The organism is Christensenella sp. MSJ-20 (assembly GCF_044357945.1).
Lineage (GTDB): Bacteria > Bacillota > Clostridia > Christensenellales > QAND01 > QAND01.
In genome coordinates, this window is sequence record NZ_CP076563.1 from 1,012,138 (window position 1) to 1,038,705 (window position 26,568).

Consider the following 26,568-nt stretch of genomic DNA (forward strand, 5'->3'; position numbering starts at 1 on the left):
TCGCTCAGTGGGTTTGTGTCTCATGCCACCCATATAAATTCTGCAGCTTTTGGACAATCTCCTCCATCTCCAAACCGCGGGAGCCTTTTATCAGAACGGCATCGCCGGGCTGCAACAGACCGGGAAGCTGTGCCCATAGCTCCGCTTTCCCCTCATAGTGGCGTCCCTTGGCGGCCTGGGCCATCCCCTGGGTGAGCCCACCTACGCACAGGATCAAATCAATCCCCTTCTCCCGGGCATAGGCTCCCACCTCCCGGTGATACCGCTCCGTATCCTCTCCCAGTTCGTACATATCCCCCAGGATAGCTATCTTTCGGCCGGTGTGATACCCCAGAACATCCAGAGCCGCCCGCATAGAGCTGGGGCTGGCGTTATAGGCATCATTGATGAGCATGATCTCTCCCAGGTCCTGGATATTCATCCGGCCCCAAATGGGACGATATTCAGCAATACCCGTCCGAATGGCATCCGGCGCCATCCCATAGGCCAAGCCCACGGCCAGGGCTCCCAAGGCGGGGTAGACCATGTGGTCGCCAGGGGCAGGAACCGTTATCTCACAGGTTCCGCCATCCCAAACAGCGGTAAACGCCATTCCCGATAGGCCCAAGGAGCGAATCTGGGTGGCGCGAACATCGTTGTGCTTCTCTAGGCCAAAAGTGATCACGTCCTCCCGGCTTCTCTTCAGACCCAGGAGCAAATCGTCATCCCCGTTGACAAAAACATGGCCCCCCGGACGCATATGGGATAGCATCTCGGTTTTAGCCTGAAAGACCCCTTGCCGAGAACCCAGAAATTCCAAGTGCACATTGCCGATGTTGATAAACAGACAGTCATCCGGTTGTCCCAGCCGGGCCAGCCGGTCAATCTCTCCAAAGCTGCTGGTTCCCATCTCAAGGATGGCCAATTGGTGCTCCGGCCCCAACTCAAACAAGGTTAGGGGTAAGCCTACCTGGGAGTTGAGATTCCCCTGGGACTTGAATACACAGAACTCTTGGGACAGCGCGCTGAACAGCATTTCCTTCATGGTGGTCTTCCCCACCGAACCCGTGATGCCGATCACACGTGGAGAAAACTGTCCTTTATACCATGCCGCCAAACGCTGTAACGCCATTAGAGTGGAATCCACTAGGATATACGGCTTATCGCAATCCAGTGGACGCTGGCTGAAGACGCAGGCTGCTCCCGCTTGAAAGGCAGCGGGGATGAAGTCATGCGCATCCACCCGCTCTCCTATAATCGGAACAAACAGGGTACCGGGCAAAACCATCCGGCTATCGGCCACAACCTTCGAAATGGTTGAAAGAAGAAGCCGCTCCTCTCCGCAATAGCGGCCACCGGTGGCGGAGACCACCTCTTGAATTGTCAAAGGTCTCATGGTATCACCTATACTTTTCCAGAGACAGAGAGATTACCCTGTCGCACAATTCTTCATAGCTGATGCCTGCCGCCGACGCCATCTGGGGAAGCAAACTGGTGGGAGTCATGCCCGGCAGCGTATTGCCCTCTAAGCAATAGAATTTGCCGGTTTGAGCATCCAGCATAAAGTCCATCCGCGCGTATACTGAAAGGCGCAGCAAGCAAAAAATTCTTTCAGCTTCCCGCTGCATGGCGCGGGTGGTGTCCTCATCCAGCTCTGCGGGACAGATCTCCAGCGTGCGCCCCGCTTGATATTTATTAGCGTAATCGTAAAACCCTTCCTTGGGAATGATCTCAATGATAGGCAGAGCCTCTCCATCCAGAACGCCCACGGAAAACTCCCGTCCTTGGATGTACTGCTCGACCATAATCTCATCCTCATAGCGAAACGCTTCCCTTAAGGCCGCATCATATTCCGCCTCGTTCCGTGCAATGGATACCCCGATGGAAGACCCGCCACTGCAGGGTTTTACCACACAGGGAAAGCCCACCGTATTTGTCAAAGCCTCCCCCGGCCGTACCATTTGCCAGGCCGGCGTCAAGCTTCCTGCGCCAAGTAGAATATCCTTGGAAATCCATTTATGCATGGCCAAGGCGCTACCCAGATATCCGCTGCCGGTATAGCGCACCCCCGCCACATCAAACAGGGCCTGAAGCTTGCCGTTCTCCCCGCTTTCCCCGTGAAGGCCCATGTATACCATATCCGCCGCTTTACAGATCTCTATGACGTTGGGGCCCACCTCTCCCAGGAGCGCATCTCCTCGCTTTGCACGGATGGCTTCGATATCCGGTGCGGTCTCGGGAACGCTAACAGCAGCGTCTTCCAGCACATCGCTGAACGCTGACTCCACCGGATCGGGCAGGGCTTCCAGCCCAAAAAAGAGGTCTACCAAAACCGTTTTATGGCCCGCACGGCGCAGCGCCTGGGAGATCTTCACCCCCGAAGACAGAGAGACATCCCGTTCCATGCTGATCCCGCCAGCCAATACCACAATATTCATGCTTCAATACCCCACAATTCATCGCTTTTCGTCCAATCTATCACGCGCTTCAAAAAACTGGCTCCTCTATTCCCCAAGCGCCAATCATATCGCAAGTTAGAAGGACGCACATGAAACACTTGCTCCCATTATATCATTTTTTATGCGGCATCATAGAAAAAAATCCGCCAAAGCATCGCGGAATGCGTATTTGTTTAAAAAAGATCCAGACCATGATAGCTTGTAACACAGGCTTTTCACCACATGTTTCCATTCATCCCTCTTCTACTGTGTAGTTCAATATACAAAAACCCACAGTATTGTGCAAGAATCTGCATATCTAAAAGTATAGCAAAACCCGCTTGATTACTGGCTTTTCCAGCATTCAAGCGGGCTTGTTCTTTGGCGGAGAGTTAGGGATTTGAACCCCAACTATATGGTTTTGCATCAAAACAAAGGCGCTCAAAAGCCTTTGTTTATCGTATTTTTATATAGCACAGACAACTTGCTTTTAACCCCTTTTATGAAAAGAAGGGGTTAAAAAAGGGGTTAAAAAGAGGGGCCCGGCAAATGCCGAGCCCTCAACGGAGAACGATAGCTTTCACACCGAAAACGACACCGCAGGGCAGTATGCCTTTACATACATTATGACATAGAAACACCCTGCAAGATTTTGTAGCCTTGCAGGGTGTTTGCTATCTGTTTTTATGTTTTTTCCCGTTTATTTTGCCCGGGCGCTTCTCCTGCGTTTGCTGTACACTCCTGTACCGATCACACCGGCAGCCGATACGGCAAGCAAGACAAACCATAAAGTAAGATTACTGTTGTCGCCTGTCTGCGGGGTCGTCGTTGCCCCGGTGTTCGGATTACTTTCCGTTGCCTCGGTAATGGATTTTGTATAGGTGTTGGTAAAGCTCATCTGCTCCACCGGGTCCGCTTCCCACTCCAGATCGTAGTACATGCCGTTCTCCGTCTTCTCGCAGGTTGCCGGGAGGATAAGCACGATATAATCCGCGCTGTCCGCGGTGGAATAGGTAGCAATCTGCGACAGGCACAGACCCCATACCGTGTCGTCATAGGTCCAGCCTTCCTCGCCGCCGTCCACCTGCTTTACAAACGCGCCCTCGCAAAGCATATTCCAGAGCTGCTGAGAGGGACCTGTGAATGTCATGACGCCTTCATAGTCGCCCGCACCATTGGTCGTGACGGAGCCGGATACGGTCACATCCGCGTAGGTCTCCTCGCCCGCGTTTGCGTCTACAACCGCCAGATCAAACACGGTCTCGCCAGGTACCGCGTTGCCGCCCAACTTCACCGTAGTGGTGAAGGGCACGGCCAGGGTGTACTGCGGCTCAAGAGGACCGAAGACACCGCTGACGTAAGCCTCAGCCTCAGCGTAACCTTCATCGTAAACAAGGCCGTAGGTATCGTCGTGAGGCTTTCCGTTCACAGTAGCAGAGATCCCTTCGTTTAAGGAATAATTCTCATTTGGAGTGAAGTATAGGTCAACGGAATAGTAGTAACCCTCCTCGAACACATCATCCTCGTACATATCATCCCAATAGTCTTGATCGGTGCCGGTATAATCATCCTCAGAAATCTTGTACCAAAGACATTCGTCCAGTTTAACGCTGCCCGCAGGGATTGCTGTAAATTTAGGTTCGAAGTCGGGGGTCTCGCCCAGGGCAGGCTCGTCCAATGTAACGGCTATATTGCTGACTGGCTGGAGAACCTTGGCCTCGAATATATAACTTAGCTGGCAAGATTTACCGTCAGTCGCTACTGCGGTATCGCAATTTTTACCGTTAATAGTCGCGGGGATATCATCAGGAATCATGTAGTTATTATCGAAGCCGTCATTAGCGTCAAGCCGCAAGACTGCTCGATAGTAGTAGCCCTCTTCGAAAGTATCCCCACCTGACATACCTTCCCAAGCATCGACTGCTCCGGTGTAATTATTCTTAGATATCTGATACCAGTTATAAGAAGATACCTTGAGAGCACCATCAGGATTCGATGTTAATGCTAAACTATACTTAAGGTTCTTACCCACTATGGGGGTATCAACGGTAACGGCAATACTTGTTATATCTTCCGGGATATAGAAGATATTGCTGTTGCTGAGTTGATTTTCATTTAACGGGTCATTCACCACAGTATTTCCATTCACAAAGAACAGATACTGATATGATCCGCAGTCCAGGTCAGTCAAAGTAAGCGACCAGTAACCGGTGCTTTCGTTATAGGTCATGTCCAGAGGATTGTCCATCCAGTTTGTCATGTTTCCGAACAACTGAACGGAGCTTGCATCTGGATCGTAATAATTGAAAGTAACATCATTTCCGTCAATGACAGGGCTTTGCACGGTGGGGTCTGGCTCCAGGGCAAAGACCGTGACCGGGAAGAGCATCAGCACCATGCAGAGGCTCAGCAGAATACTGAGAAATCGTTCCTTCATCATCTTTCCTCACTTTTTGCTTCTCTGTACTCCGCAGAAAAGGAATTCATTCAAAGGGAGATTGCATAGGGGGGATCCCCAATGCAAGGGAGTACTCCCTTGCAAATCATCTTTGTTTGCTCATTTCTTCGGCAGCAGGCCGTCCAGAGAAAACTCATAGCGCATGGCAAGCCGGCGGAACAGCTCCTCCATGACCGATTGGGCAATGCCGCGCATATCCAGCCCCGCAAGGAAGACCAGCACCTTCTGCAGCTCCTCCTCCGGCACCTTGTAGCCCCGCAGCGCCAACGTCACAAATTTGTTCACCTTTCGCTCCAACGTGAATTCTTCCGTGCAGGGATTTGCCATATATCCGCGCATTAGCCCCGCCGAGCCAAACTCCAGCTCGTAAAAATCCTGCTCCGTCAGCTCAGGCTGATACGTGCCGAAGATGCGGTGCAGCTCCTTGGCCGTGGCGCGCTGGATGTAGTCCAGCAGGTGTTCCTGCGTGTAGGCTTCCAGATAGATCTCCCGCAGATTTTCGTTCAGCTCCGTCAGTGTAATCTGGAGCGCGGTTTCCGCCGCGTAGACATACACCGGCGGGACCGCAGCGCCTGCAACGTTTCTGGCAATGCCGAACTGGTTTTCAAACATGAATTTCACCAGCTCCACCAAAACGCCGTTCTTGCTGTGGAAAAGGTTCTGAAAGCTGCTGGAGGAGACCTGCGCTTCCTTTAGAATCTGCAGCATAGTCGTCTGATGATATCCGTTTTCCAGAAACAGCCTGACACATACCTGCAGGATCCGCTTTTGCGTCTGAAGCCCGTCGCTTCGTACTGCCAATCAATCACCCCCTGCCATACAATTCGGTTTGCAAACCAATTATAGTGTATGCTCATCCGTTTTTCAAGACGGGGACAGTGATTGTTTCAAAAAAACTGTCAGACAATACTACGCGAAATGAATGGACAAGAAACCCTTTATAGAATAAATAAGGAAGAATCTCAACGTTTCCGGCGCACAGACTTAGAGGAGCAAGTTTATTTGACCCCCAACTATTTGGTCTCACATAAAAGCAAATGCGCTCAAAAGCCTTTATTTATCGTGTTTTTTATCAATATAGATAACTTAATTTTAACCCCTCTTAAGAAAAAAAGGGGTTAATTTTTAACTATAAGAAACCTAGTAACAGCATAATATCTCATACACTATGCTCTAGTATCCAGCTTTGCAACGCTTCGACGGTCATTTCACCAGCCGCCAAGGTCAACCCGATTTCGACCACTTCCTGGTCAGTACAGCTAATTTATACCCCGTTCAATTCTAAGAATACGAGCATAGCCAGTATTCCAATACGCTTATTTCCATCTACAAATGGATGATTCTGAACCAGGCCATAACCAAGTCTTGCGGCTTTCATCTCAATGGTTCGGTATAAAGGTATTCTATCGAATGTCTGAAAAGGAGCTTCCAAGGCAGATTCTAATCCTCCGTCATCCCGTATACCTTCTAAGCCTCCAGTCTTTTGAAGCAATACCCTATGCATCGCAATTACTTGGTCTTTGCTGAGTCGCTTCACTTTGCCAACTCCTCGAATGCGCTAAGATGTTTAGAGAGAATGCGTTGGCTAATTGTGCTTACATCGTCATCTCTGGCCGTTTGCGCCGCTTGATACTCACTAAACTGTATCACAATGTACCTGGGGGTATTATTCTTTAAGATAACTGCAGCACCATTTTCATCAACCAAATGTGCAACTCTAGAGAAATTCTGATTGGCCTCCGTAATAGAAACCAAGCTGTTCGTATCAATCTTCATGTTTATCCCTCCTAATCATAGTATATCCAATTATAGGAGAAATTCAACCTATTTTCCCTCACAAAACATAGAACAAGATAGCTAGTAGGTGTAGTATGCTGCCCCCCAATACGAATATGTGGAAAACGCCGTGTATATAGTGATGCTTCTTCCCAACCCCATAGAGGACGGCACCCACTGTATAGGATACCCCTCCCGCCAGAATCAGCCAAAAACCGTCCATGCCAACAGCTTCAACGAGTAACGGAATTTTAAAGATAATAGCCCAACCAATGCCGATATAACAGATCATGGAAAACGCTTGATAGCGTTTTAGGTCGATAGCCGTTAGCACGATGGCAACGATAGCCAACGACCAGACGATAGCAAAGAGGATCCAACTGGATACCGGGTCGATAGGCCGCATAGCGCTCAATAGAATTGGGGTGTATGTGCCAGCTATGAGTGAATAGATGGTGCAATGGTCAATCACCTGCAAAACCCGCTTGCCCATCCCCTCGCGTAGGCCGTGGTATATACTGGACATTGTATACAGTAATATCATAGTCACACCGAAGATAGCCCCGCTGACCACGCCCCAGCCATTGCCATGGACCGCCGCCACAATCACACATAGCACAAGTGCCACCACACCGATGGCCCCGCCAACAATATGTGAGATCATGTTGAAGCGTTCTTCACCTTTTGTATAGGCGGGCAATTCTCTATCCCTTAGTTTTATACGCTTCACAATCGCACCCCCTTGCCAATATTATATGATATCCTATTCGCAGAAAATAGTCGAAGAGATCACGAAGAAACTCATAACATTAATCTCAGATCGATATAAAAAGAGGAGCCCGGCAAATGCCAGACCCCACTAGAATATGTTTTATTCTATTCCACGATACCCGTGCCTTTCTGCGTTTCCAAGTAAATACAAAAAAGCAAAAGCAGGAATCCTCAACATTTTTTTCCCAGATGGTGTACTATGTATACCAAAATCTTTTATGGTTTTTGTAACAACAATTGCCACAGAAGATTCTTCACATAGCTCTACAATAGCATCATCATCAGGAATTGAAGCATTGTCACGATACTTAACCTCGATAAGAATGTTTTTAATATTAGGGTAGTCCACTACGATATCAATTTCTTTATTTTTTTTACCCCCACGGAAATATCCTACAGCAGTAGCAAACTGATAGTAAAAAGCAGCAATATGTTTATATACAGCGGTTTCCACCACTTTTCCCATTTCAATAGGATCTGTCATGATAGATTCGTCCATTAATACTGCATTGCGAATCGCAGCATCTGCTATATATATTTTCGGTCGTGCCTTCAATATTTTTTTACCAGCCATCTCAATCGGCCAACTTTGATAAATCAAATTTGCGCTTTCTAAATACTGAATATAATTTTCTACCGTCACCCGTGATACGCCATTCAATTCTTTTGCAATCGCATCAATAGCAACGATTTGGGATGAAGTATTACATAAATATAGAAAGATGCGTTCCAATTCCGTTGAATTACGGATTCTGTACAACGATGGCAGGTCGCGCTTTAATACCTTATCCACAACATCTTCTCTCATGATTTGCTGCGCCATCAAATCATTGTCTGCAAGAGCTAGTTCGGGGAAACCTCCTACCTGCAAATACCGCATAAAGTGATTTTGTACTTTGGACAATTGTATCATAATTTGTGTACGCTCAATTTGGGTTTTATTCAAAAGAGATGTTACCTTCAGATCAAACGGGATCTCAGGGCGCTCTAATTCAAGTAACTCACAATATTCATAAAAGGACAATGTTGGAACTTGAATAATCGACCATCTTCCTGCACCACTCTCTTGACTGCCTTTCATCAATGCAGGACTTGCAGAACCTGTAGCTACTACATGTGTATCTGGTTGAGTATCATATATTGTTTTTAGCCAACGATCCCAGTCCTGTGCATATTGGACTTCGTCAAAAAAGTAATACACATCCTGATCAGCATATATATTTTCGTGATAGCATTCTAGTACTTCCTGAAACTGACTTAACTTCAACATCGGATGATCCATCGAAATAAAAACAATTTTTTGTGGAGCAACACCCGCGCTTAGGAGCTCTTCAATCATCTGATACTGAATAGTAGTTTTGCCCACCCTACGTGTTCCAGTAAGCACTACTATCCTACGAATATCTTTATTATTTAAGCGTTTCATTGCTTCATAAAAGGCAAATCTTTTATACGTCTTAGTCATTCTAGGATTAACTGTTCCTGTCTTCCACCAAGGATTATAAGCTGTTAAAACTTTTAAAATGCCATCTTTAGAAATAATAGACACGATCTCAATCACACTCCTCTATACCCATTATATCAAAAAATCAATTTTCATCAACAATAATTAATAGTATACTTTGCATTATTGTCGGTAAAATTGTTTTTTATGTCTTTTTATATAATAATCGTTTATATAGAATTATTCATGGCAGTTGTACAATTATTGGCCATTAGGATATGCAGCCATACCAATAACCAATAAATAGCTCGGATTGCTCCGGACTATTTCGTTTTCTATCCTTTCATAAAAACCTCCACATAATACATTGGCCGATTCATCAAAAACCATTCTCCCTTATCCCCATCTCATTAACTTGAAGAGTTCCAATACTTACCAATATGTTTATTGCTTTCCCCGTTATTTGTGATAATTTGGTGATTGGAAGATATTTCCACGATTTTTGTTGTCGAAGTAACAAGTAGGAGGGTGCCTTTTGAAACGTCTATCTTTGCTTTTATCTTTCTTATGCAGTTTATGCATCTTGGCTGGATGTACTGAAAGTACTGTATCAAGCAACCCAAAATCTACATCGAATTGCGGCATCAATAGTGTTCTCTGGTATTGCAATCATCATGGCGTACAATGGAGAAAAAAGGGAGGGGCATAACCCCTCCCTTTCTCATTGCTTCAAACATTCGTATAAATAAGATTTTTGCTGCTTTGTTAGCCCTTGTTTATTGATATAGTTATATATTTTCTTGTTCTTCGACCCGCTAATCGCATTCCCTTTCGTATTCTTATCTGATTCAAAGGTGTTACATTCTTGTCTTAATAACAAAAGTACAGCCTCTAAAGCTGTGTGGGCGGAACGTAGATCAACAGAACGGCTGTCATATATACAAAGAATAAAGCCGACATTGCCTAAGGTGGTATCCAGTAATAATGTCTTATTACAAAACACGGTTGACGTGGCGTCTAGTCTTGTTACTGGCATAGTACCAAAAAAAGTTGAACTTTCTAACGTACATGTCATTTCCGGCTATGGGACATCCACAAAGCTTCGTGCTGCAAACGCGCTTGTATCCGCATATGGAGGCAATGGCTGGAAATGGCAAAAGAAAACTGGTACAATACAAACGGACACATTTTCCTATGAAATACATTGGTATGAGTACCTAGGGAAACAATATGAATCCAAATTAAAGGCGGTGAGACGGGTATGAAAGTGAGATACGTTGGGGAAAGCTTTGGGGTTGATGCCCTTACAAATGGCAAGACATATGAATGCCTTGGCGTTGAGTTGGACCTACTTCGCATCATCGACGATAGCGAAGAAGATTATCTCTATTCATCCATTAATCCAGCGCCTCTAGATCGAAGCTCCATTGGAGGGAAATGGGAAATCGTAGAAGATGACGAAAAAGGCACATTATCCCGCCTATTCAGACGCTAGGATAGCGTCTTTTGCGTTTCAGGAGGTATAAATGGACAACTTCAAAATAATCTACCGCATCCTGCGATATCTGGAGGACGCGATGGATTATCCAGAAATTGATATAGATGCCTTTTCAGCTACGGCTCTAAATATCACAAAAGAGCGTTGGGATAGTATTATGGTGATGCTCGTGGAAAACGGATATATCAAAGGAGCCGTCGCAAGAGTGCATCAGAGGCAAAAGCCGCAACTGATGTTTCCTGAGAGAGCTCAAATCACCTTGAAAGGCCTTGAGTATCTGAACGAGAACAGCACGATGAAAAAAGTGGCATACGCCCTAAAAGGAGTAATTGACGTAATTAGTTAAAATACCAAGATCAACCAAGCGCCGAAAGGCGCTTTTTTGATACCCAAAATTACCCTTTGGCGCAGAGGGACTAAAGAAGTGCGCCCCGCAATACCGGGACTGGCCGGACAAAAAGGACAGCGGGAACAGGAGGAAACGATGTTGGAGTGGCTGAAAACGATCCTAGGGGATCAGTACACCGAGGAAATCGACAAAAAGGTATCCGATGAAATTGGAAAAGGATTACCCTACCCCACCAGATGACCCAGGAGAGGCGTTAACCAAAGCGCTGTGGTTTTACTCCTGCGGGCGTGAAACGCCTCATACGGGGTCACACGGCGATTCAGCACAAGCCTATTCTTTCGATGATGACGACAACCTGATTTATGCCGCCTTTCTCGACCAATACGGTGTGGATTTATCCGATATCCCCTATCTGCATTGGTGGAAGTTTCAAGCAATGTTTGAGAACCTACGCCCTGACCACAAATTTTGCCAAGTAATGCATTACAGAACGGCAAAGATTGACCGGAAATGGCCCAAGGCACAACGGGATTTCTATACAGACATGAAAAAGCGCTACGCGATACGGGGGGCAGAAAAGAAAAAGATCACCCTAGCAGAGCGTGACAAGCAATGGAAGGATTACATAAAACAACGGCTTGGAGGTGAATAAATGAGCAACAGCCTTGTCATTGATACAAAAATAGATAACTCTGGTGTAGACAAAGGATTAAAAGATATCTCTAGTCTCGTAGAAACTGGTGCTTCAAAAATCAAAAAAGCGCTTGGCGGTATCGGAATCACCAAATTAACAAAAGACGTTATTGGCCTAGCCAGCGACCTTGAAGAAGTCCAGAACGTTGTAGACGTCGCCTTTGGCAGCAGCGCTGATACAATCAACAAGTTTGCAAAAGACGCGGCAACGTCGTTTGGTCTCAGTGAGTTAAGCGCGAAGCAGTTTTCTGGAACCATGGGCGCTATGCTGAAATCCATGGGTCTAACCGGTGATGCTGTGGTTAACATGTCCATGGATATTGTAGGATTGGCCGGGGACATGGCCTCTTTCTATAACCTTGATCACCAAGAGGCGTTTGACAAAATTCGTTCTGGAATCGCCGGAGAGACCGAACCGCTTAAGCAGCTTGGTATCAATATGTCGGTGGCAAATCTAGAGGCCTATGCACTATCTCAAGGGATCAAAACCACATACAACGAAATGAGCGAGGCCGAAAAGGTAACCCTGCGCTATAACTACCTAATGAGCACCACCGCTGATGCCCAAGGCGATTTTACCCGTACCCAGGATAGTTTTGCGAACCAACTTAGAATTGCAAAACTTGAGGTACAAACCGCAGGCGCAGCCATTGGCAAAGAGCTACTTCCGGTAGCAACGCAAGGAGCAAAGGTGGTTGGGAATCTCGCAAAAACCGTCCTTCCCAGCGTGGCTAAAGCGCTTAAATGGGTGCTGGATAATAGTAAAACGCTGTTGCCTATCGCTGCGGGTCTTTTGACTACTTATAAAGGCTACAAGATCTTCAATGATATCACCAAATATTTAAACGGTTTTGTCACCAAAATGGCAGCGAAAAAGGCGGCAATGATTGCGGACACAGCGGCAACAGTAGCCGCGACAGCTACAAACGCTGCCTTCAGTTCATCGACCGCGGCACAAACAGTCGCTCTAAATGCTGGCACCCTTGCAACAGCAGCTCAGACAGCGGCGGTCAGCGCATTAGCGGCGGCAAAGGCAGCTTTGCTGAATCCTCTTGGTCTAGCTGTTGTTGGAATTGGAGCGCTTACAGCGGCAATGATTGCGTTTGTTGACACATCAGATCCAGAACTTGAGGCCATACAAGCAAATACTGAGGCAATAAAGGAAAGGACAAAGGCACATCAAGACCTGGTACAAGCCCAGAAAGAAAATGCGGAATCTCAACTTGGCGAGATAGCTTTAGCCCAAAACTTATATGATCAGCTTAACGAGTTGGCTGGTGTAGATGGGACAATCAATGAAGCAGACGTTGCTCGCGCGCAAGTGCTGGCTAATATGCTGAACCCAGTTCTTGGTGAAACAATTCAGTTAAATAAGGATGGCACGGCAACTCCTGGACATGGTAACTGGGTATATGGGGGGTGAAGTCCAACAGCCTACTCCCGTCCCTAGTACAAAGGAGATTGATGCATTCTATCGGGTCCGCACCCGAAAGCATGGCTGGCTCCCAGAGGTATGTAACCTTGCAGACTATGCCGGGTGGGAGGATAGTCCCATTACCGATGTGTCCATCGGGGTGTCCCATGGGTCGGTAAAGTACCGGGCGCATGTGATGGGTGGCGACTGGCTCCCCTGGGTAACTGGATACAACATCAATGATGTCGTGAACGGTTACGCTGGTAATGGGAAAGTGATCGACGCCATCGAGGTGTATTTCTATACCCCTGATGATATTCGGCCCTATCAGAAAGCCAAGTACCGCGTGGCTCCTGTGGGTGGCGGGTATTACGCCTTCCAGTACGATAGCGAGACCACCAACGGCCAGGATGGATATGCCGGGCTGTTTGGCAAGGCCATTGGCAAATTCCAGCTAACCATCGAATAGGGGGTGATTGGATGTGGAAGTAGCGTTATCGATTTTCTCGGTTCTTGGGATCAATGGTATTTTGCTGTTTTTCATCAAGCGGTTCTTTGACAAGAAGGACAGCGAGGCGAAGGAGGAAAAAGCGGATAGAGACGCGCTAGTCAAAGAGGTGCGGACAGGCCTTGATACCATCCGTTTGTTGGCTTATGCCAGACTATCCGAGGAAATCGAGAGGTTGTTGAACAAGGGATACGCCACCCCATCGGAGCGGCGGATTCTGGAGGAGATGTTTTTGAATTACAAGGCCCATGGGTGGAATGGAGATATGGATTCTAGGATAGAGAAGGTTCATACCCTCCCCACCAAGGACTTGAAACATTAAGGAGGAATTTGTGATGGAAATTCTGAACGACTACATTGTGGTATTGGTAATGGCGATCTGCCTGGCGATAGGATATATCATCAAGCATTTCCTGCCTATGGACAACAAATGGATTCCCCTTATTATGGGGTGTCTAGGGGTCCTAATCAATGTGTGGGTGAATGCTTGGGGATTTACCCCTGAGGTTCTTCTGGGCGGCCTAGCAAGCGGTCTGGCTGCAACTGGTGCCTTTGAGATGGTTCGGAACCTTGTAGGTAGTGAAAATAAGGACGTATAACCAATAGGTTATATCTATGAAAACCACCCCCGGTCTATCTGTGGCTCGCTTATGTTGGAGGGGGATATCCTTGTCCATCAAGATGTTGTCTTGACTAAGCTTGACTAGGTGTTATCATAGCTTTGCGATGGGCAAATAACATTTGTTTTCTGTCATGGGGCTCGGCGTTTGCTGGGCCCCTATTTTTATTTTGCTCCAAGCAATGGAAAGACACCAGCATAATTTGCTGTGTATTTTCTGTGTAATTCTATGTACAAAAAACCACAAAATTGTACAAGAATTTGCATGTCTAAAAACATAGCAAAACCCGCTTGATTACTGGCTTTTCCAGCATTCAAGCGGGTTTTATCTTTGGCGGAGAGTTAGGGATTTGAACCCTAGATACCCTTCACGGGTATACACGATTTCCAGTCGTGCGCCTTCGACCACTCAGCCAACTCTCCATGATCAAACATCATTGCCGGCACATTGCGGATGCGTCTTCCGCAACCATTATGCCGTGATAGTATACCCCATTTTTCTGCAGAACGCAAGGTTGTCCCGGGATTTTTTATGGAAAACATTACATGGGATGGCTCCAGGAAATCGGGATAAAATACTAATACGGAAACGGCGGATTCCCATCCGCAATCGGGCAAAACTTTGAGGAAGTCTTGGACAAACGGAAAATGCAATCCATTTTCCTAATTTGCCGGAATACAAGCATAATGGATGTACCGATCGCCATTATACAGCTCATTCCTAAGAACGGCAAACGCCCATGCGCCTCACTCGGATCATCAAATTCAGGTTTTGTGCGCATGGGCACCAATGTTTCCTCTTGGGCGGCAGAGCAATCTGCCGCTCTTTATTTTTTCCGATGTCGATCCAGATTACTGATATCAGCGTTTTTTCCAATCACCACCATCACGTCGCCCTCCTGCATTACCTCGCTGGCGCGGGGGGATACGATGATGTCCCCCTGACGCCGGATTGCTACCACGTTAAGACCATAGTTCACCCGGATATCGGCATCCATCAGCGTCTTCCCCTTCCATTCGGGCAGGATGAACACCTCTGCAAGACTATATACCGAGGAAAGCTCGATGAACTCGATGACGTTGGTATCGGCAATTCCATGGGCCAGCCGTACCCCCATATCCCGTTCCGGGAAGACCACCTGATCCGCTCCCACCTTGCACAGGATCTTTTCATGAAGGACATTTTTTGCCTTGCTCACCACCTTCTGAACCCCTAGATCCTTCAGCAATACCGTAGCCATAATACTGGTCTGGATATCCCCAGTGCATACAACGGCTACATCCAAATTGGAAAGTCCCAGGGAGCGCAGGCTATTGGCATCCGTCATATCCGCAATGGCCACATGGGTGAGTTCCTCCTCTACCGCACTGACCTTATCCTCATCGATATCAATCCCCAGCACCTGATTGCCCATAGCCATCAGCGCCATGGCAAGGCTCTCTCCAAATCGGCCCAGCCCCAATACCGCAATCTGTTTCATAGCATATCCTCCTTACGTTCAGCCCACCATGATCTTGCCTTCGGGGTACCGAATTCCCTCATCCGGCCGCTTCCGGCCCGCCAAACCGATGGCGATGGTAAGCGGACCCAAACGCCCGAAAAACATGGTGATGATCAAAAGTATTTTGGAAATGGGATGCAAATAGGGGGTGATCCCACAGCTTAGTCCCACGGTGCCCATGGCGGAAAAGGTCTCCATCAGGATGTTATCCAGGGTCATAATAGGCATATCCCCCGCCTCTAGGGTGCAGATTACACAGGTGATGATCAAGACGATGGACATGGCAATGACGGTAACCGCCGCTGCCCGCCGAACCACATCTCTCGAGATGCGCCGGCAAAACAGGACGGTATCCTCCCGTCCCCGGATGATGGATACCACCGCCGCCACCAGCACTAAAAATGTGGTGGTTTTGATACCGCCGCCGGTAGACGCGGGAGAAGCGCCGATGAACATCAATAGCATGGTCAGCACTTTACTGGCCACCGTTAAGTCCAATTGGCTAATGGTGTTAAATCCCGCAGTACGCGGCGTTACCGATTGGAATATGCCCGCCATCAGCTTCTGCCCCACCGGCAGGTCTCCCATGGTTTTGGGGTTATTCCACTCCAGGAAACAAAACAGTACAGCGCCCCCTATGAGCAAGGCCCCCGTAACCCCCACAACCGCCTTGGTATTGACGTTCCATCGTTTGTGATCCTTCAGGCATTCCCAAATATCCGTGATGACCGCAAACCCCAGACCGCCTATGATAATCAGCGCCATAATGGTAAAGTTCATCAAGGGATCCCATAGAAAACCCGTAAGGGAAGCAAAGCCGCCCAGGGGATCGATCCCCGCGTTGCAAAAGGCGGATACCGATAAAAACGCCGCCATGCCTAACCCCTTTGTCCAACCAAACATGGGCACCATGCGGAAGCATAGCAAGACCGCGCCAATGCCCTCCACCGTTAGGGTAAGGGTTATCGCCCGTTTCACCAGCCGCACCATTCCCTGGAGAGAACCGCTGGTATTAAAGGCCTCTCCGATCACCAACCGTTCTTTTAAGGTGATGCGCCGGCGCAACATCAAAAACAGGGCGGAAGCAAGCGTCATAAATCCAAGGCCTCCCGCCTGAATCAAAGCCATAATAATTCCCAGCCCCAACGTATTGAACGTGGTGCCGGTATCCACCACCACAAGTCCCGTCACACAGACCGAGGTGGTGGAGGTAAATAGTCCGTTTAAAAAGCCGATGCTTTCCCCGGATTTGGTCACCCAGGGGGTGGATAGCAAAATCCCCCCCAGGAGAATGATGGCTGCAAATCCGGCGATCAATACCTGCGGGGGGGAAAGTTTTCTCTTCTTTCGCTGTAGTTCCATGAAGTGCTCCTCCAACAAACGTTGGCTGATGTCTAAGAAAAATGCCGCACACCCTCCTTTGGCAATGCCATCCAGGCGCAAAAAAAGATAGGTTGCTCCGGCCCGGCTTCCCCGCGGCACACGCACGATTCCGCTTAATGCTGCTCCCGTCAGGGCCTGACATGGTTCACGGCTGTACGTTGCACGGGACCCGGCCTTCGACGCTCCTTGTCTTTTCGCATTCCCAAACAACAAAGCCTCGGGAGGGAATCCAGCCCCACTTTAGCGGATTGAGGGTACAGGGCACCGCTAGCTCCCCGCCTGGTGCGACAAACGTCAATATCGGGTTCTTCTGCGGTAGGATATCATCTTCCCTCCGCAAAGTCAATGGATGGTATTCCTTATAGGAGATTGCCGTACTTATTCAGAAACACCATTTCCTGGAGGGTGCGTCGGGGTTTGGCCTCCGGTTCCTCGTCCGGAATTCCGACGGGGGAAAGCGCCACCACCCGGATATCCTCAGGAATATTCAGAAGCTTTTTAACAGGGTTCTCGTAAAAGGCCCCCACCCAGCACATGCCAACGCCATTTTCCTCCGCTACCAGCATCATCTGCTCCATGGAGATGGCAGCATCAGTCATATAATATTCCTTTTCCTCCCGCCGTCCGCTCAGGGTAGGATCGCCACACAGCACCAGGAAATATTCGGCGTTCTCGTAGGCCGATTGAGAAGGGTTGTAGCCGGTAATCTCTCCCAACTGGCCAATTAGCTGCCGGTCCTGTACTAGGATATAGGAAAAAGACTGGTTGTTCTTCCAGGAGGGAGCCAGCCGCGCTGCCTCCAGCATATCGTCCAGAGCTGCTTGAGGCACCGGTCCCTTCCGATAGGCGCGGATGCTGCGCCTGGATTTTACCGCATCGATCACATTCATGGTCTCACTCCTTTTTGTTATTATACCGCATCGGACGCATTCTGCAAACCATTTCCTCCCGCAGCAGAAGAACAAGGTGGCGGGAATATGGCCGCTATGGTATAATGCTTCCATACGCGAGGAGGGACTCTCATGGGCAAATGGAAACGGTTTTTCCCCTTGATGCTGGCGCTGATGGTTCTGGCTATGGCGGGCTGTTCTGCCAAAACAGCGGTGGAAACGGAGCTTGGTACCTTCACCTACATCCGTTCGAAAACGACAAATCAGTATGATACCCTCTCCGCTTCAGAGGGCGAAACCCTGTTAATACTGGCTTTTTCTGCCGGTGAGTTTGATGAAACCCAGTTTAAAGCACACTTTGCCCCTGAGGATACGGCCAAAGCCGCACAGGTGCGGGTGGATGGCAAGGCCTATCCCTGCACCGCAGTGGGTTACCAGGGAAATCCGGATAGCAGTTCTGTGGAATATGCCCTCATCTTCCGGGTTGACGCCGGTACCAACGCAGAAAAAGCCAATCTAGAGTTAAAAGCCCCCGGCAAGGATTGGATCAACTTAAAATAACGGAAGCGGTATGGCTCATGGGCCCTGCCGCTTTTTTGTGGGATTTATCAAAAAATATCAGGCCTTTATAAACAAGGAGCGCTTTAATAAGCGCTCCTTGTTTGTTTTGTTTTCGTCCTTATGACCCCGCCTGGGCGGCTTCCTTGCTCTCCCGGGCAGCCAGATCCCGCTTTTCGATGAGATCCTTGGTCTTCATAAGCCGGGTAAGGTTCCCCCGCTCGTTCTCATCCAGCTTCATGGTGATATACCGGATGTTCTCCTCCATCTGGGGAATCAGCACATATTCCAGAGCGTTAACCCGCCGGCGGGTCTTCTCAATCTCATCGGCCAGCATGCTGGCACTCTTTTCAATCTCTGCCAGCTGGATCATGGCGGGCAGCACCTCCGAAAGGGTGGAGATGGCCCCATCCATTTCGGTACTGGTAAAGGCAAAGCCGTAGGGCACGCCCCCCTGCGCCTCCGCAATGGATTCCACATCGATTTTGGGCACATCTACGCTCATGATGTTCTGACGGCCCAGCCGGAGGGTCACCTCTTTGGCCGGGTACAAAAGAGCGGATTCCAGGCTGTCCTCGCTCATAACGGCACGGGCCAGAAGGAAATCGTAAAGGGCGCCGGAAAGCTGGGATTCCACCTGCTTGCGGAGTTCCATGTTCTTCCGGGCCAATATGACAAACTGCCGAACCATTTCGTCCCGCTTATCCTTCATCAGCTTGTGCCCCCGTACTGCCGTAGCCAGCCGTTTTTTCAGCCGAGACAGCTCCATACGGGTGGGATTGACCTTGGTTTGGGCCATGGCTTACATCTCCCCGTTCTCTTCCCCATTGAAGCCGGGGTAATATTTATCCAGGTACTCCTGGCGAATCCGGCGCAGCTCGCTTGGGGGTAGAATACCCAACAAACGCCATCCAATGTCCAGGGTCTCCTCGATGGAACGGTTGGTGGTAAAGCCCTGGTTCACATACTCCCGTTCAAAGGCGTCTGCAAACTTAGCGTAGAGCTTATCCATGTCGGTGAGGGCCGCATCGCCCAGGATCACCGCCAGCTCCGCGGCCTCCTTGCCTCGGGCATAGGCGGCAAAGAGCTGGTTCATGGTGTCGGCGTGGTCCTCCCGGGTTTTACCCTTGCCAATGCCCTTATCCTTCAGACGGGACAGGGAGGGCATAACGTCGATAGGAGGGGTAATCCCCTTTCGGTTTAAATCCCGGGACAGGATGATCTGCCCCTCGGTGATGTAGCCCGTCAGATCGGGGATAGGATGGGTTTTATCATCCTCCGGCATGGATAGGATGGGGATCTGGGTGATGCTTCCACGGCTGCCCTGGATGCGCCCCGCCCGCTCATACATGGTGGCAAGGTCGGTATACAGATAGCCGGGGTATCCCCGCCGTCCAGGAACCTCTTTGCGGGCGGCGGACACCTCCCGCAGGGCCTCGGCGTAGTTGGTGATGTCCGTGATGATGACCAGCACGTGCATCCCCAGATCATAGGCCAGATATTCCGCGGCGGTCAGAGCCATCCGGGGGGTGCTGATCCGCTCGATGGCGGGATCGTTGGCCAGATTGACAAACAGCACGGTGCGGTCGATGGCGCCGGTGCGGTTGAAGTCGGAAATAAAGAAATCGGCCTCCTCAAAGGTGATGCCTACCGCGGCGAATACCACAGCAAACTGGCTATCCCCCGCGCCCCGCACGGTAGCCTGCCGGGCGATCTGGGCAGCCAGATCCGCATGGGGCATACCGGAACCCGAGAACACCGGCAGCTTCTGCCCCCGAACCAGGGTATTGAGGCCGTCGATGGCGCTGATACCGGTCTGAATGAACTCATCGGGATAGTCCCGGGCAGCTGGGTTGATGGGGCTTCCGTTGATATCCATGTATTTTTCCGCAATAAGGGCGGGCCCGCCGTCCTTGGGACGACCCATGCCGTCAAAAACCCGGCCTAGGATGTCTGGGGCCACCGCCAACTGGATGCCATGGCCCAGGAATCGGGCCCGGGCGTCGCTGATCTTCAACCCCTGAGAACCCTCAAAAAGCTGTACCAGCGCCTTGTCCCCGTCGATCTCCAGCACCCGTCCGGAGCGAATCTCCCCGTTGGCCTGCTCGATCTCCACCAACTCATCGTATTTGACGCCGCTGACACCGTCCACCATCATCAGCGGCCCTACCACCTCACGGATAGTGCGATATTCTTTAAGCAAGGTCTACGCCCCCTTCCACGCCCAAAGCGGACGTCTGTTCCACGATATTGGCACGAATAGCCGCAAATCCCTCAGCAACCTGATCCTCCGGGATATACTTGGCACGGCCGATCTCCTCCCGAACCGGCAAGCTCAAAAGGGCCCCGATATCCGCTCCGTTTTGAAGGGCGGCCCGGGCGTGCTGGTCAAAGAGCAGAATCAGATTCAGCATCTGGAACTGCTTCTCGGGAGAGGTATAGGTGTCCACATCATCGAAGGCGTTCTGATGGAGGTAGTCCTCCCGGATGCTCCGGGCAATCTCCATGGTCAGCCGGTCGCCCAGGGAAAGAGCGTCCATACCCACCAGCTGGACGATTTCCTGCAGCTCGCTCTCCTGCTGGAGGATGGTCATCATCTGGAGCCGATGATCCAGCCAATTCTTGTTGACGTTCTCGTTAAACCAGGGGCCAATGCGGTCCACATACAGGGAATAGGAAGTAAGCCAGTCGATGGCGGGAAAATGCCGCCGATAAGCCAGAGAGCTCGACAGCCCCCAGAACACCTTGACGATCCGCAGCGTCGCCTGGGAAACCGGCTCAGAGATGTCGCCGCCGGGAGGGGATACGGCGCCGATGGCGCTGATAGCGCCCTCACGGCCTTCCTTGCCTTTACAGATCACCACGCCGGCCCGCTCATAAAACTCCGCCAGGCGGGAGGAAAGATAGGCGGGATATCCCTCCTCGCCGGGCATCTCCTCCAAACGCCCCGACATCTCACGCAGAGCCTCGGCCCAGCGAGAGGTGGAATCCGCCATGATGGCCACCTTATAGCCCATATCCCGGAAGTATTCCGCAATGGTGATACCGGTGTAGATGGAGGCTTCTCGGGCCGCCACCGGCATATCCGAAGTATTGGCGATGAGCACCGTCCGCTTCATGAGGGGCTCCCCGGTACGGGGATCCTTCAGCTCGGGGAACTCCATCAACACGTCTGTCATCTCATTGCCCCGCTCACCGCAACCGATGTACACGATGATCTCAGCGTCGGCCCACTTGGCCAGCTGATGCTGCACCACCGTCTTGCCGGAACCAAAAGGACCGGGAACGGCAGCTACGCCGCCCTTGGCAATGGGGAACAGGGTATCGATGACCCGTTGGCCCGTCACCATGGGCTCCATGGGAGCCAGTTTGGTCTCGTAGGGGCGGCCCCGGCGAACCGGCCATTTCTGAAGCATGGGAATCTCCCGCATTTGTCCCTTTTCGTCCTTGATCCGGGCGATGGGCTCCTCAATGGTAGCCTCCCCCTCAAAAATCCAATCAAGGGTGCCGGATATCCCCGCAGGCACCATAATCCGATGCTCTACCAGGGCGGTCTCCTGGACCACTCCCAGCACATCGCCGGGGATGAGGGCGTCCCCCACCTGGGCCCGAGGTAAAAAGGCCCACTTCTTCTCCCTATTTAGGGAGGGCACCTCAATGCCCCGCTGAATGCGGTCCCCGCTCTGGCGGCGGATCACGTCCAGAGGACGTTGGATGCCATCAAAGATGGACTCGATAAGCCCGGGGGCCAGCTCCACCGAAAGAGGATCTCCAGTGGACTCCACATCCTCTCCCGGCCCCAGGCCGGCGGTCTCCTCATAGACCTGGATGGACGCCATCTCCCCCCGGAGCTCGATGATCTCACCGATGAGCCGGTGCTCGCCGATGCGGACCACGTCATACATTTTGCTGTCCGCCATACCGCTGGCTACAATCAGCGGACCCGATACCTTTACTACCTTGCCTACCATCTATTCATCCTCTTTTCCGAACAAAATGTCGGCTCCAAGTGCCTTTTCTACGTTCTTTTTCAACATCTCCATCCCAAGGCCCAGGGTCCCCTGGTTGCTGGGAATGGGAATGATGGCGGGATAAGGCGCCGTCTTAAACCGATCGATCATGTCCCCGATGCCCTGGGCCGCCTGTTCGGTGATAAAGATCACCGCATATTCCTCCCGGGCAAGGGCAAATACCGTCCGGGCGGCCTCCTCGTCGTTTGTCACGGGATACACATCGATGGATAGGGCCTTAAAGCCCAATACGCTGTCCCGATCCCCCACGGCCGCTATTTTACGCATAGAGCTCACGCAGCCTTTCCTTGATCAATTCCTCCGGCATATCGTTGGCCTTGGCCACCATCACCAGCCGGACAGCCTGGGCCTCCCGTTCCTTGCCAAAGAGGTATCCTATGACAGGCGCCAGGGTAAAGGACTCCCCCCGGTGCGCCCGAAATAGCTCCAAGATATAGTCGTCGCACCGCTTTTCCAGAAGGGTCAACTTGCCGGTCTTCGCATACTCCTCCATCCCCTCCTGGATAAGGGCCCCAAAACGGCTCACCCATAGATACCGCCCCACCCCGTCGTCAGGCTCCTTGAGGGAGCCGATCAGCCGGTCATGATCCAGATTTCCTCCCGGCAACAGGGCTCTGCGCAGAATCTCCGCTCCATCGGGATTGTTCCGCACTCGAAGGGCCATCAGCAGGTTGTAGAGATCGGCTTGGGCCGCTACGGCCTCCACCACAATGGGCTCACCGCTGGCCTTAGCTAGGGCTTCCATATCCGCGAAACAGGCTCGATCCATGGAGAAATCCACAGCGGAAGGGGCCAAATTCCCCGTCTCAATGGCAGCTAAGAGCTCCCGAGCGGCTCGCTGCATGTGATTGGGCAGCATGCCGGCGTCTCCCTCGCTCATCCGCTTATACAACAGCTCCGGATCCAAAGTACCCAGAGCCACCAAGGAGGCTTGGGGATCCCGGCCCAGCATCATGGATTTTAGAATCACCTTAGCATTATGACAATCGTGCTTGATTAAAAAAGCGTCGGTGGCCGCCTGGTTGGGGGTCACCTCCTGGATATACCGGGACGTCCTCAAAAGCTCCGATTGGATCATCTCCTCAAAGCTCTCCGCGTCCTGGCTGCCATAGCCCGTTTCCGACAGGGCGTTTCGCACAGCGCCGGGATCCTCCGCTTCCAACAGCCGCAGGATCCGCTCCTCCGTGATCAGCCGCCCCTCATTGACCCGGGTTCGGGCCACCGCATAGGCGATGCTCTTCTGGGCCATGGACTACGCCTCCTCCTGGCCAAACAGCAGATCAGCCGTCTGACCTTCGATCTCCTCCCGCACCTGACGCATGACGGCGGCGGTGGAAAGGTTGATCTCCATACTGCCCTCCAGAAGGATCAACCCACCGGAAATATCCTCCCGCTTGGGCATAAGAACCAGTTCCCCAGTCCGGCCCTGGGCGCGGAGGGTTGCATTGACCCCATCCACAAACCCCTGGTCCAGGCGGGTCTCATCGGCAGCAGGGGCGATGCCCTCTCGGCCGCTGGATACGGCGGACAGCACGATCCTCTCATAGACGGCGCGATAGGCCGCGGGTTCCATGGCCAAAAAGGCGGATTCCGCCTCCCGGAACGCCTCGTCCAGCACCTGGATCTTGGCGCCCAGACGGTATTTTTTAGCATCAAGCTCCGCCACCGCCACAAACCGGCGTTCCGCGTCGGACAGGGAGTCCTTGGCGGCCGCCTCGGCCTTTTGTGTCAAGATTTGCGCCCGCTCACGGGCCTCAGAAACCACGGAACCGGCTGCGGACTCCGCCTCCGCCCGAATGGCCTGGGCCTTCTCGCGGGCCTCCTCCAATATTCTTTGGGTGATCTTTTCAGTCATACCGCCACCGCCTCTTACAAGGACATGGGCAGGATGATCAAAAGGCTGGCAAGCAGGGAGAACACGGCGTAGGTTTCCACCATGGTGGCCATGATGATGGCTTTGCCCATTTCCTCGGGCCGCTTGCCAACCATGGCGATACCGGTAGCGGCGCATTTGCCCTGGGCGATGGCGGAAAGCAGGCCGCCGATGGCCATGATGCTGGCGCCGAAGAAGATGATCAGTCCATTGGTGACGGATACCTCCACCATGGTGCCCAGAACGCCCACCTTGATCATAATCAAGAAGGCCACCAGCAGGCCATAGATGCCCTGGGTGCCGGGCAGCAGCTGGAGCACCAGGCAGCGCCCAAAATTGTCGGGGTTCTCCGCCACCACGCCGGCAGCGGCTTCACCAGCAATGCCCACGCCCTTAGCGGAGCCAACCCCCGCCAGCGCCACCGACATTGCGGCTCCTGCGATTGCAAAAATCTGTCCCAGTGAAAGTCCCATCTTTTTTTCCTCCTTAAAAGGTTTGTCGCTTAAGCTTCGCTTTTCAGCTGAATATATTTGGTGCGGTAGCCATAGGGCACAAAGGCCCGGCCATTGCCCTCAAAAAATTTGGAGTAGAACTCAATATACTGAAGGCGGCAGGAATGCACATAGGCCCCCAGAGCGTTGATGGCCAGGTTAAACCCATGGCCGGCAATCAAAATCGCAATACCAAAGGGGATTCCGATGACGGAACCCATCAGCATAGTGGCAATGGTGTTGAACACCATGCCGATTACCCCCGTGGCAAGCCCTAGGCCAAACAGCCGCGTATAGGACAGGATATCCGAAACGTAGTTCATCAGGCCATACAGGCCGGAAAATCCGCCCATGATCTTTTTCAAGATACCGGGCTTTTCCCGTCCAGCGGTCAACAGGATGCCGACCACCCCCACAATGGCTACATAGGACATAAATGGAATCCCCAGTACCGCAAGGGGCAGGCCCCACAGGATGCACAGCAAAAAGGCCACATCACAGAGGGCGTCAAAGGCATGGCCGTCCCGGATTAGCATAAATCCTTTAGCCATCAGGCCTACCGAAATCTGGATCACGCCAAAGACCAAACAGATGCCCATCATCATAATGGGCTCGTTCATGGGAACAAACCAAAGGGCGGGGAGCAGCTCCTCCCCGAACCATCCTCCAAACAAAGCGCCCCAAATCACGGTGCTAACGCCGCCGAACAGAACGATGGTGGTAATGGCCCCCATCATCCCCCGGGGGCGAACCTTCTTCAGGAAGAAGAGGGCGCCCAGCGTCAAAAGGACACCGTATCCAGCATCGGACACCATCATACCGAAGAAAGCAAAGAAGAAAGGTGCCATCAGAAAGGTGGGATCCAGGCCGGTATAGGCCGGAGTGGAATACATCTCAGTAACGGCCTCAAAGGGCCGGAGCAGTCTGCTGTTGCGGACAGCGGTAGGGGGAACCTCCCCTTCCTCGGGCTCCACATCCTCGATCATCAGATCGGGGCACTCAGCATAGAGCAGCTCCCGAAGCTTTTCTCCGTCCCGCTGGCGGATCCAGCCGGTAATGAGAAAAGCCCTGCCGGTCACCCGGATGGACTCCCCTGCCTCCTCCCGCTGGACCAGAAGGCTGTATTTATCAAAAGCGATCTGGAGCTGCGTCATGGTCGCAACCGCCAGCTCCAAAGCCTGCGCCTGAACCCGATCCCGCTCCTGAGCCAATCGCTGGGATTCCTGCCGGAGCCGGGCAATTTCCTCCTTCACCAGACCCGAAAGGGACAGGCCGGCGTCGGTAAAGCCCGCGGACCGCAGCGCATCCCGAAGATCCTCCTCCTGGCTGCGATGCGCAGCGATAAACAGGGGAACCGACTTCTCATATTCGGGAAGCCGTTCCACCTGGGCGTAATCCCCAATTTGGGCCAAAAGGCCTTCCAGGGCCTCCTGCGGCACCATTCCAAGCCGCATCACCACACTAGGGGTATCGGCCAAACTGGAGACGGGAACATCCAAGGATTCATAGGGCAAAAGGCCCTGCATCGCGTTATGGCACACCAGATCCTCGGAGCGAAGCTGGGACAACTGCTGCTCCAGCTCCTCGGCTTGCCGGGCGGCTTCAAACGCCGAGGCGTCGTCGTATTCCAAAAGCTCCCGGGGCGTCATCTCCGGCTTGGCAGTTAGCATCCCCCGCTTGGCGGCATGATAGCCCCGCAGGAAGGACATGGCGTCCTCGATGCGATCCAACGCGCGGCGCGCCTCCTCCTCCCGTCCCGCTTGGGACAGGCCATCCACTTCCTGGATCTCCTGGATATGTAAGATGGACAGGGACTGAAGGCGGCGGCTGATCTGGGAAAAATCCTCCCACAGACCGCCAATCAGCACCTTTTGCATCCGTTCAATGGCCATG

General features: G+C 51.6%; 27 protein-coding genes, 1 tRNA gene and 1 other RNA gene. 8 read left to right on the top strand and 21 right to left on the bottom strand.

All coding sequences use genetic code 11. The features are described from left to right. Positions 1–4: 4 nt before the first annotated feature. From murF to KP626_RS05195, 8 genes are all read right to left on the bottom strand, one after another. Positions 5–1,375 carry a UDP-N-acetylmuramoyl-tripeptide--D-alanyl-D-alanine ligase gene (gene murF / locus KP626_RS05160; protein ID WP_395975448.1) on the bottom strand — a complete coding sequence of 457 codons (1,371 nt, stop codon included), beginning with the start codon at positions 1,373–1,375 and terminating at the stop codon, positions 5–7. A 4-nt stretch (positions 1,376–1,379) separates the two neighbouring features. Then, positions 1,380–2,417, bottom strand: coding sequence for a D-alanine--D-alanine ligase (locus KP626_RS05165; RefSeq protein ID WP_395975450.1), 1,038 nt, complete (start codon positions 2,415–2,417; stop codon positions 1,380–1,382). Between the two features lie 700 nt (positions 2,418–3,117). Beyond that, positions 3,118–4,854, bottom strand: a complete 1,737-nt coding sequence (locus KP626_RS05170; protein WP_395975452.1) for a hypothetical protein — start codon at positions 4,852–4,854, stop codon at positions 3,118–3,120. Between the two features lie 120 nt (positions 4,855–4,974). Beyond that, complete coding sequence (locus KP626_RS05175) at positions 4,975–5,676, bottom strand: TetR/AcrR family transcriptional regulator (RefSeq protein WP_395975454.1); 702 nt, start codon at positions 5,674–5,676, stop codon at positions 4,975–4,977. Between the two features lie 463 nt (positions 5,677–6,139). Further along, positions 6,140–6,412 carry a type II toxin-antitoxin system death-on-curing family toxin gene (locus KP626_RS05180; protein WP_395975456.1) on the bottom strand — a complete coding sequence of 91 codons (273 nt, stop codon included), beginning with the start codon at positions 6,410–6,412 and terminating at the stop codon, positions 6,140–6,142. After that, positions 6,409–6,651, bottom strand: coding sequence for a type II toxin-antitoxin system Phd/YefM family antitoxin (locus KP626_RS05185; protein ID WP_395975458.1), 243 nt, complete (start codon positions 6,649–6,651; stop codon positions 6,409–6,411). Before KP626_RS05185 ends, KP626_RS05180 begins: the two co-directional genes overlap by 4 nt. Positions 6,652–6,709: 58 nt before the next feature. Continuing rightward, complete coding sequence (locus tag KP626_RS05190; RefSeq protein WP_395975460.1) at positions 6,710–7,381, bottom strand: hemolysin III family protein; 672 nt, start codon at positions 7,379–7,381, stop codon at positions 6,710–6,712. A 141-nt stretch (positions 7,382–7,522) separates the two neighbouring features. Continuing rightward, positions 7,523–8,971 (bottom strand): ATP-binding protein, encoded by a 1,449-nt coding sequence (locus KP626_RS05195; protein WP_395978969.1) that lies wholly within the window; start codon positions 8,969–8,971, stop codon positions 7,523–7,525. A gap of 1,156 nt (positions 8,972–10,127) precedes the next feature. On the opposite strand from KP626_RS05195, the gene KP626_RS05200 reads away from it, so the two are divergent. The 7 genes from KP626_RS05200 (at position 10,128) to KP626_RS05230 (ending at position 13,927) form a co-directional block, all read left to right on the top strand. Further along, on the top strand, positions 10,128–10,361 hold the full coding sequence (locus KP626_RS05200; RefSeq protein ID WP_395975462.1) for a hypothetical protein: 234 nt from the start codon (positions 10,128–10,130) through the stop codon (positions 10,359–10,361). Between the two features lie 31 nt (positions 10,362–10,392). After that, on the top strand, positions 10,393–10,710 hold the full coding sequence (locus KP626_RS05205; RefSeq protein WP_395975464.1) for a YjcQ family protein: 318 nt from the start codon (positions 10,393–10,395) through the stop codon (positions 10,708–10,710). A gap of 205 nt (positions 10,711–10,915) precedes the next feature. Beyond that, on the top strand, positions 10,916–11,365 hold the full coding sequence (locus KP626_RS05210; RefSeq protein WP_395975466.1) for a Gp15 family bacteriophage protein: 450 nt from the start codon (positions 10,916–10,918) through the stop codon (positions 11,363–11,365). Beyond that, the gene (locus KP626_RS05215; protein ID WP_395975468.1) at positions 11,366–12,829 is read left to right on the top strand and encodes a hypothetical protein; all 1,464 of its coding nucleotides are present in this window, start codon (positions 11,366–11,368) and stop codon (positions 12,827–12,829) included. It begins immediately after the preceding gene. Further along, entirely contained in the window at positions 12,783–13,289 is a 507-nt protein-coding gene (locus tag KP626_RS05220) for a hypothetical protein (protein WP_395975470.1), read from the top strand. Before KP626_RS05215 ends, KP626_RS05220 begins: the two co-directional genes overlap by 47 nt. Before the next feature lie 13 nt (positions 13,290–13,302). After that, a complete protein-coding gene (locus tag KP626_RS05225) occupies positions 13,303–13,650 on the top strand; it encodes a hypothetical protein (RefSeq protein WP_395975472.1) in 348 nt (115 codons plus the stop codon). A 13-nt stretch (positions 13,651–13,663) separates the two neighbouring features. After that, entirely contained in the window at positions 13,664–13,927 is a 264-nt protein-coding gene (locus KP626_RS05230; protein ID WP_395975474.1) for a phage holin family protein, read from the top strand. Between the two features lie 352 nt (positions 13,928–14,279). Here KP626_RS05230 and KP626_RS05235 read toward each other — a convergent pair. The 5 genes from KP626_RS05235 to KP626_RS05255 all read right to left on the bottom strand — a co-directional run bounded on the left by KP626_RS05235 (position 14,280) and on the right by KP626_RS05255 (position 17,722). Beyond that, positions 14,280–14,370 (bottom strand) — tRNA-Ser (locus KP626_RS05235). Between the two features lie 404 nt (positions 14,371–14,774). Next, the gene (locus KP626_RS05240) at positions 14,775–15,428 is read right to left on the bottom strand and encodes a potassium channel family protein (RefSeq protein ID WP_395975476.1); all 654 of its coding nucleotides are present in this window, start codon (positions 15,426–15,428) and stop codon (positions 14,775–14,777) included. Between the two features lie 18 nt (positions 15,429–15,446). Then, the gene (locus KP626_RS05245; RefSeq protein WP_395975478.1) at positions 15,447–16,811 is read right to left on the bottom strand and encodes a TrkH family potassium uptake protein; all 1,365 of its coding nucleotides are present in this window, start codon (positions 16,809–16,811) and stop codon (positions 15,447–15,449) included. Between the two features lie 44 nt (positions 16,812–16,855). Then, an RNA gene (gene ffs / locus KP626_RS05250) (signal recognition particle sRNA large type) lies at positions 16,856–17,120 on the bottom strand. A 71-nt stretch (positions 17,121–17,191) separates the two neighbouring features. Continuing rightward, positions 17,192–17,722 (bottom strand): nitroreductase family protein, encoded by a 531-nt coding sequence (locus KP626_RS05255; protein WP_395975480.1) that lies wholly within the window; start codon positions 17,720–17,722, stop codon positions 17,192–17,194. Between the two features lie 132 nt (positions 17,723–17,854). Between KP626_RS05255 and KP626_RS05260 the strand changes: the two genes are divergently transcribed. Then, positions 17,855–18,283, top strand: coding sequence for a hypothetical protein (locus tag KP626_RS05260; protein ID WP_395975482.1), 429 nt, complete (start codon positions 17,855–17,857; stop codon positions 18,281–18,283). Between the two features lie 118 nt (positions 18,284–18,401). Here KP626_RS05260 and KP626_RS05265 read toward each other — a convergent pair whose 3' ends face one another. The 8 genes from KP626_RS05265 to KP626_RS05300 are packed head-to-tail and all read right to left on the bottom strand — an operon-like array spanning position 18,402 to position 26,567. Further along, on the bottom strand, positions 18,402–19,079 hold the full coding sequence (locus KP626_RS05265) for a V-type ATP synthase subunit D (protein WP_395975484.1): 678 nt from the start codon (positions 19,077–19,079) through the stop codon (positions 18,402–18,404). A gap of 3 nt (positions 19,080–19,082) precedes the next feature. Further along, a complete protein-coding gene (locus KP626_RS05270) occupies positions 19,083–20,483 on the bottom strand; it encodes a V-type ATP synthase subunit B (protein WP_395975486.1) in 1,401 nt (466 codons plus the stop codon). Further along, positions 20,476–22,251 (bottom strand): V-type ATP synthase subunit A, encoded by a 1,776-nt coding sequence (locus tag KP626_RS05275; RefSeq protein WP_395975488.1) that lies wholly within the window; start codon positions 22,249–22,251, stop codon positions 20,476–20,478. Before KP626_RS05275 ends, KP626_RS05270 begins: the two co-directional genes overlap by 8 nt. Beyond that, on the bottom strand, positions 22,252–22,578 hold the full coding sequence (locus tag KP626_RS05280; protein ID WP_395975490.1) for a V-type ATP synthase subunit F: 327 nt from the start codon (positions 22,576–22,578) through the stop codon (positions 22,252–22,254). After that, positions 22,571–23,560, bottom strand: a complete 990-nt coding sequence (locus KP626_RS05285; protein ID WP_395975492.1) for a V-type ATPase subunit — start codon at positions 23,558–23,560, stop codon at positions 22,571–22,573. Before KP626_RS05285 ends, KP626_RS05280 begins: the two co-directional genes overlap by 8 nt. A gap of 3 nt (positions 23,561–23,563) precedes the next feature. Then, positions 23,564–24,166, bottom strand: a complete 603-nt coding sequence (locus tag KP626_RS05290) for a V-type ATP synthase subunit E (protein WP_395975494.1) — start codon at positions 24,164–24,166, stop codon at positions 23,564–23,566. A 14-nt stretch (positions 24,167–24,180) separates the two neighbouring features. Further along, positions 24,181–24,657, bottom strand: coding sequence for a V-type ATP synthase subunit K (locus KP626_RS05295; protein WP_395975496.1), 477 nt, complete (start codon positions 24,655–24,657; stop codon positions 24,181–24,183). A 29-nt stretch (positions 24,658–24,686) separates the two neighbouring features. After that, positions 24,687–26,567, bottom strand: a complete 1,881-nt coding sequence (locus KP626_RS05300; protein WP_395975498.1) for a V-type ATP synthase subunit I — start codon at positions 26,565–26,567, stop codon at positions 24,687–24,689. Between the last annotated feature and the right edge of the window lies 1 nt (position 26,568).

Coding starts and splice junctions, on each gene's coding strand:
- KP626_RS05230 (WP_395975474.1), top strand. CDS start 13,664: ATGGAAATTCTGAACGACTACATTGTGGTATTGGTAATGGCGATCTGC.
- KP626_RS05295 (WP_395975496.1), bottom strand. CDS start 24,657: ATGGGACTTTCACTGGGACAGATTTTTGCAATCGCAGGAGCCGCAATG.
- KP626_RS05205 (WP_395975464.1), top strand. CDS start 10,393: ATGGACAACTTCAAAATAATCTACCGCATCCTGCGATATCTGGAGGAC.
- KP626_RS05220 (WP_395975470.1), top strand. CDS start 12,783: ATGGCACGGCAACTCCTGGACATGGTAACTGGGTATATGGGGGGTGAA.
- KP626_RS05185 (WP_395975458.1), bottom strand. CDS start 6,651: ATGAAGATTGATACGAACAGCTTGGTTTCTATTACGGAGGCCAATCAG.
- KP626_RS05165 (WP_395975450.1), bottom strand. CDS start 2,417: ATGAATATTGTGGTATTGGCTGGCGGGATCAGCATGGAACGGGATGTC.
- KP626_RS05170 (WP_395975452.1), bottom strand. CDS start 4,854: ATGAAGGAACGATTTCTCAGTATTCTGCTGAGCCTCTGCATGGTGCTG.
- KP626_RS05255 (WP_395975480.1), bottom strand. CDS start 17,722: ATGAATGTGATCGATGCGGTAAAATCCAGGCGCAGCATCCGCGCCTAT.
- murF (WP_395975448.1), bottom strand. CDS start 1,375: ATGAGACCTTTGACAATTCAAGAGGTGGTCTCCGCCACCGGTGGCCGC.
- KP626_RS05215 (WP_395975468.1), top strand. CDS start 11,366: ATGAGCAACAGCCTTGTCATTGATACAAAAATAGATAACTCTGGTGTA.
- KP626_RS05210 (WP_395975466.1), top strand. CDS start 10,916: ATGAAATTGGAAAAGGATTACCCTACCCCACCAGATGACCCAGGAGAG.
- KP626_RS05285 (WP_395975492.1), bottom strand. CDS start 23,560: ATGGCCCAGAAGAGCATCGCCTATGCGGTGGCCCGAACCCGGGTCAAT.
- KP626_RS05265 (WP_395975484.1), bottom strand. CDS start 19,079: ATGGCCCAAACCAAGGTCAATCCCACCCGTATGGAGCTGTCTCGGCTG.
- KP626_RS05280 (WP_395975490.1), bottom strand. CDS start 22,578: ATGCGTAAAATAGCGGCCGTGGGGGATCGGGACAGCGTATTGGGCTTT.
- KP626_RS05260 (WP_395975482.1), top strand. CDS start 17,855: ATGGGCAAATGGAAACGGTTTTTCCCCTTGATGCTGGCGCTGATGGTT.
- KP626_RS05290 (WP_395975494.1), bottom strand. CDS start 24,166: ATGACTGAAAAGATCACCCAAAGAATATTGGAGGAGGCCCGCGAGAAG.
- KP626_RS05275 (WP_395975488.1), bottom strand. CDS start 22,251: ATGGTAGGCAAGGTAGTAAAGGTATCGGGTCCGCTGATTGTAGCCAGC.
- KP626_RS05300 (WP_395975498.1), bottom strand. CDS start 26,567: ATGGCCATTGAACGGATGCAAAAGGTGCTGATTGGCGGTCTGTGGGAG.
- KP626_RS05240 (WP_395975476.1), bottom strand. CDS start 15,428: ATGAAACAGATTGCGGTATTGGGGCTGGGCCGATTTGGAGAGAGCCTT.
- KP626_RS05245 (WP_395975478.1), bottom strand. CDS start 16,811: ATGGAACTACAGCGAAAGAAGAGAAAACTTTCCCCCCCGCAGGTATTG.
- KP626_RS05200 (WP_395975462.1), top strand. CDS start 10,128: ATGAAAGTGAGATACGTTGGGGAAAGCTTTGGGGTTGATGCCCTTACA.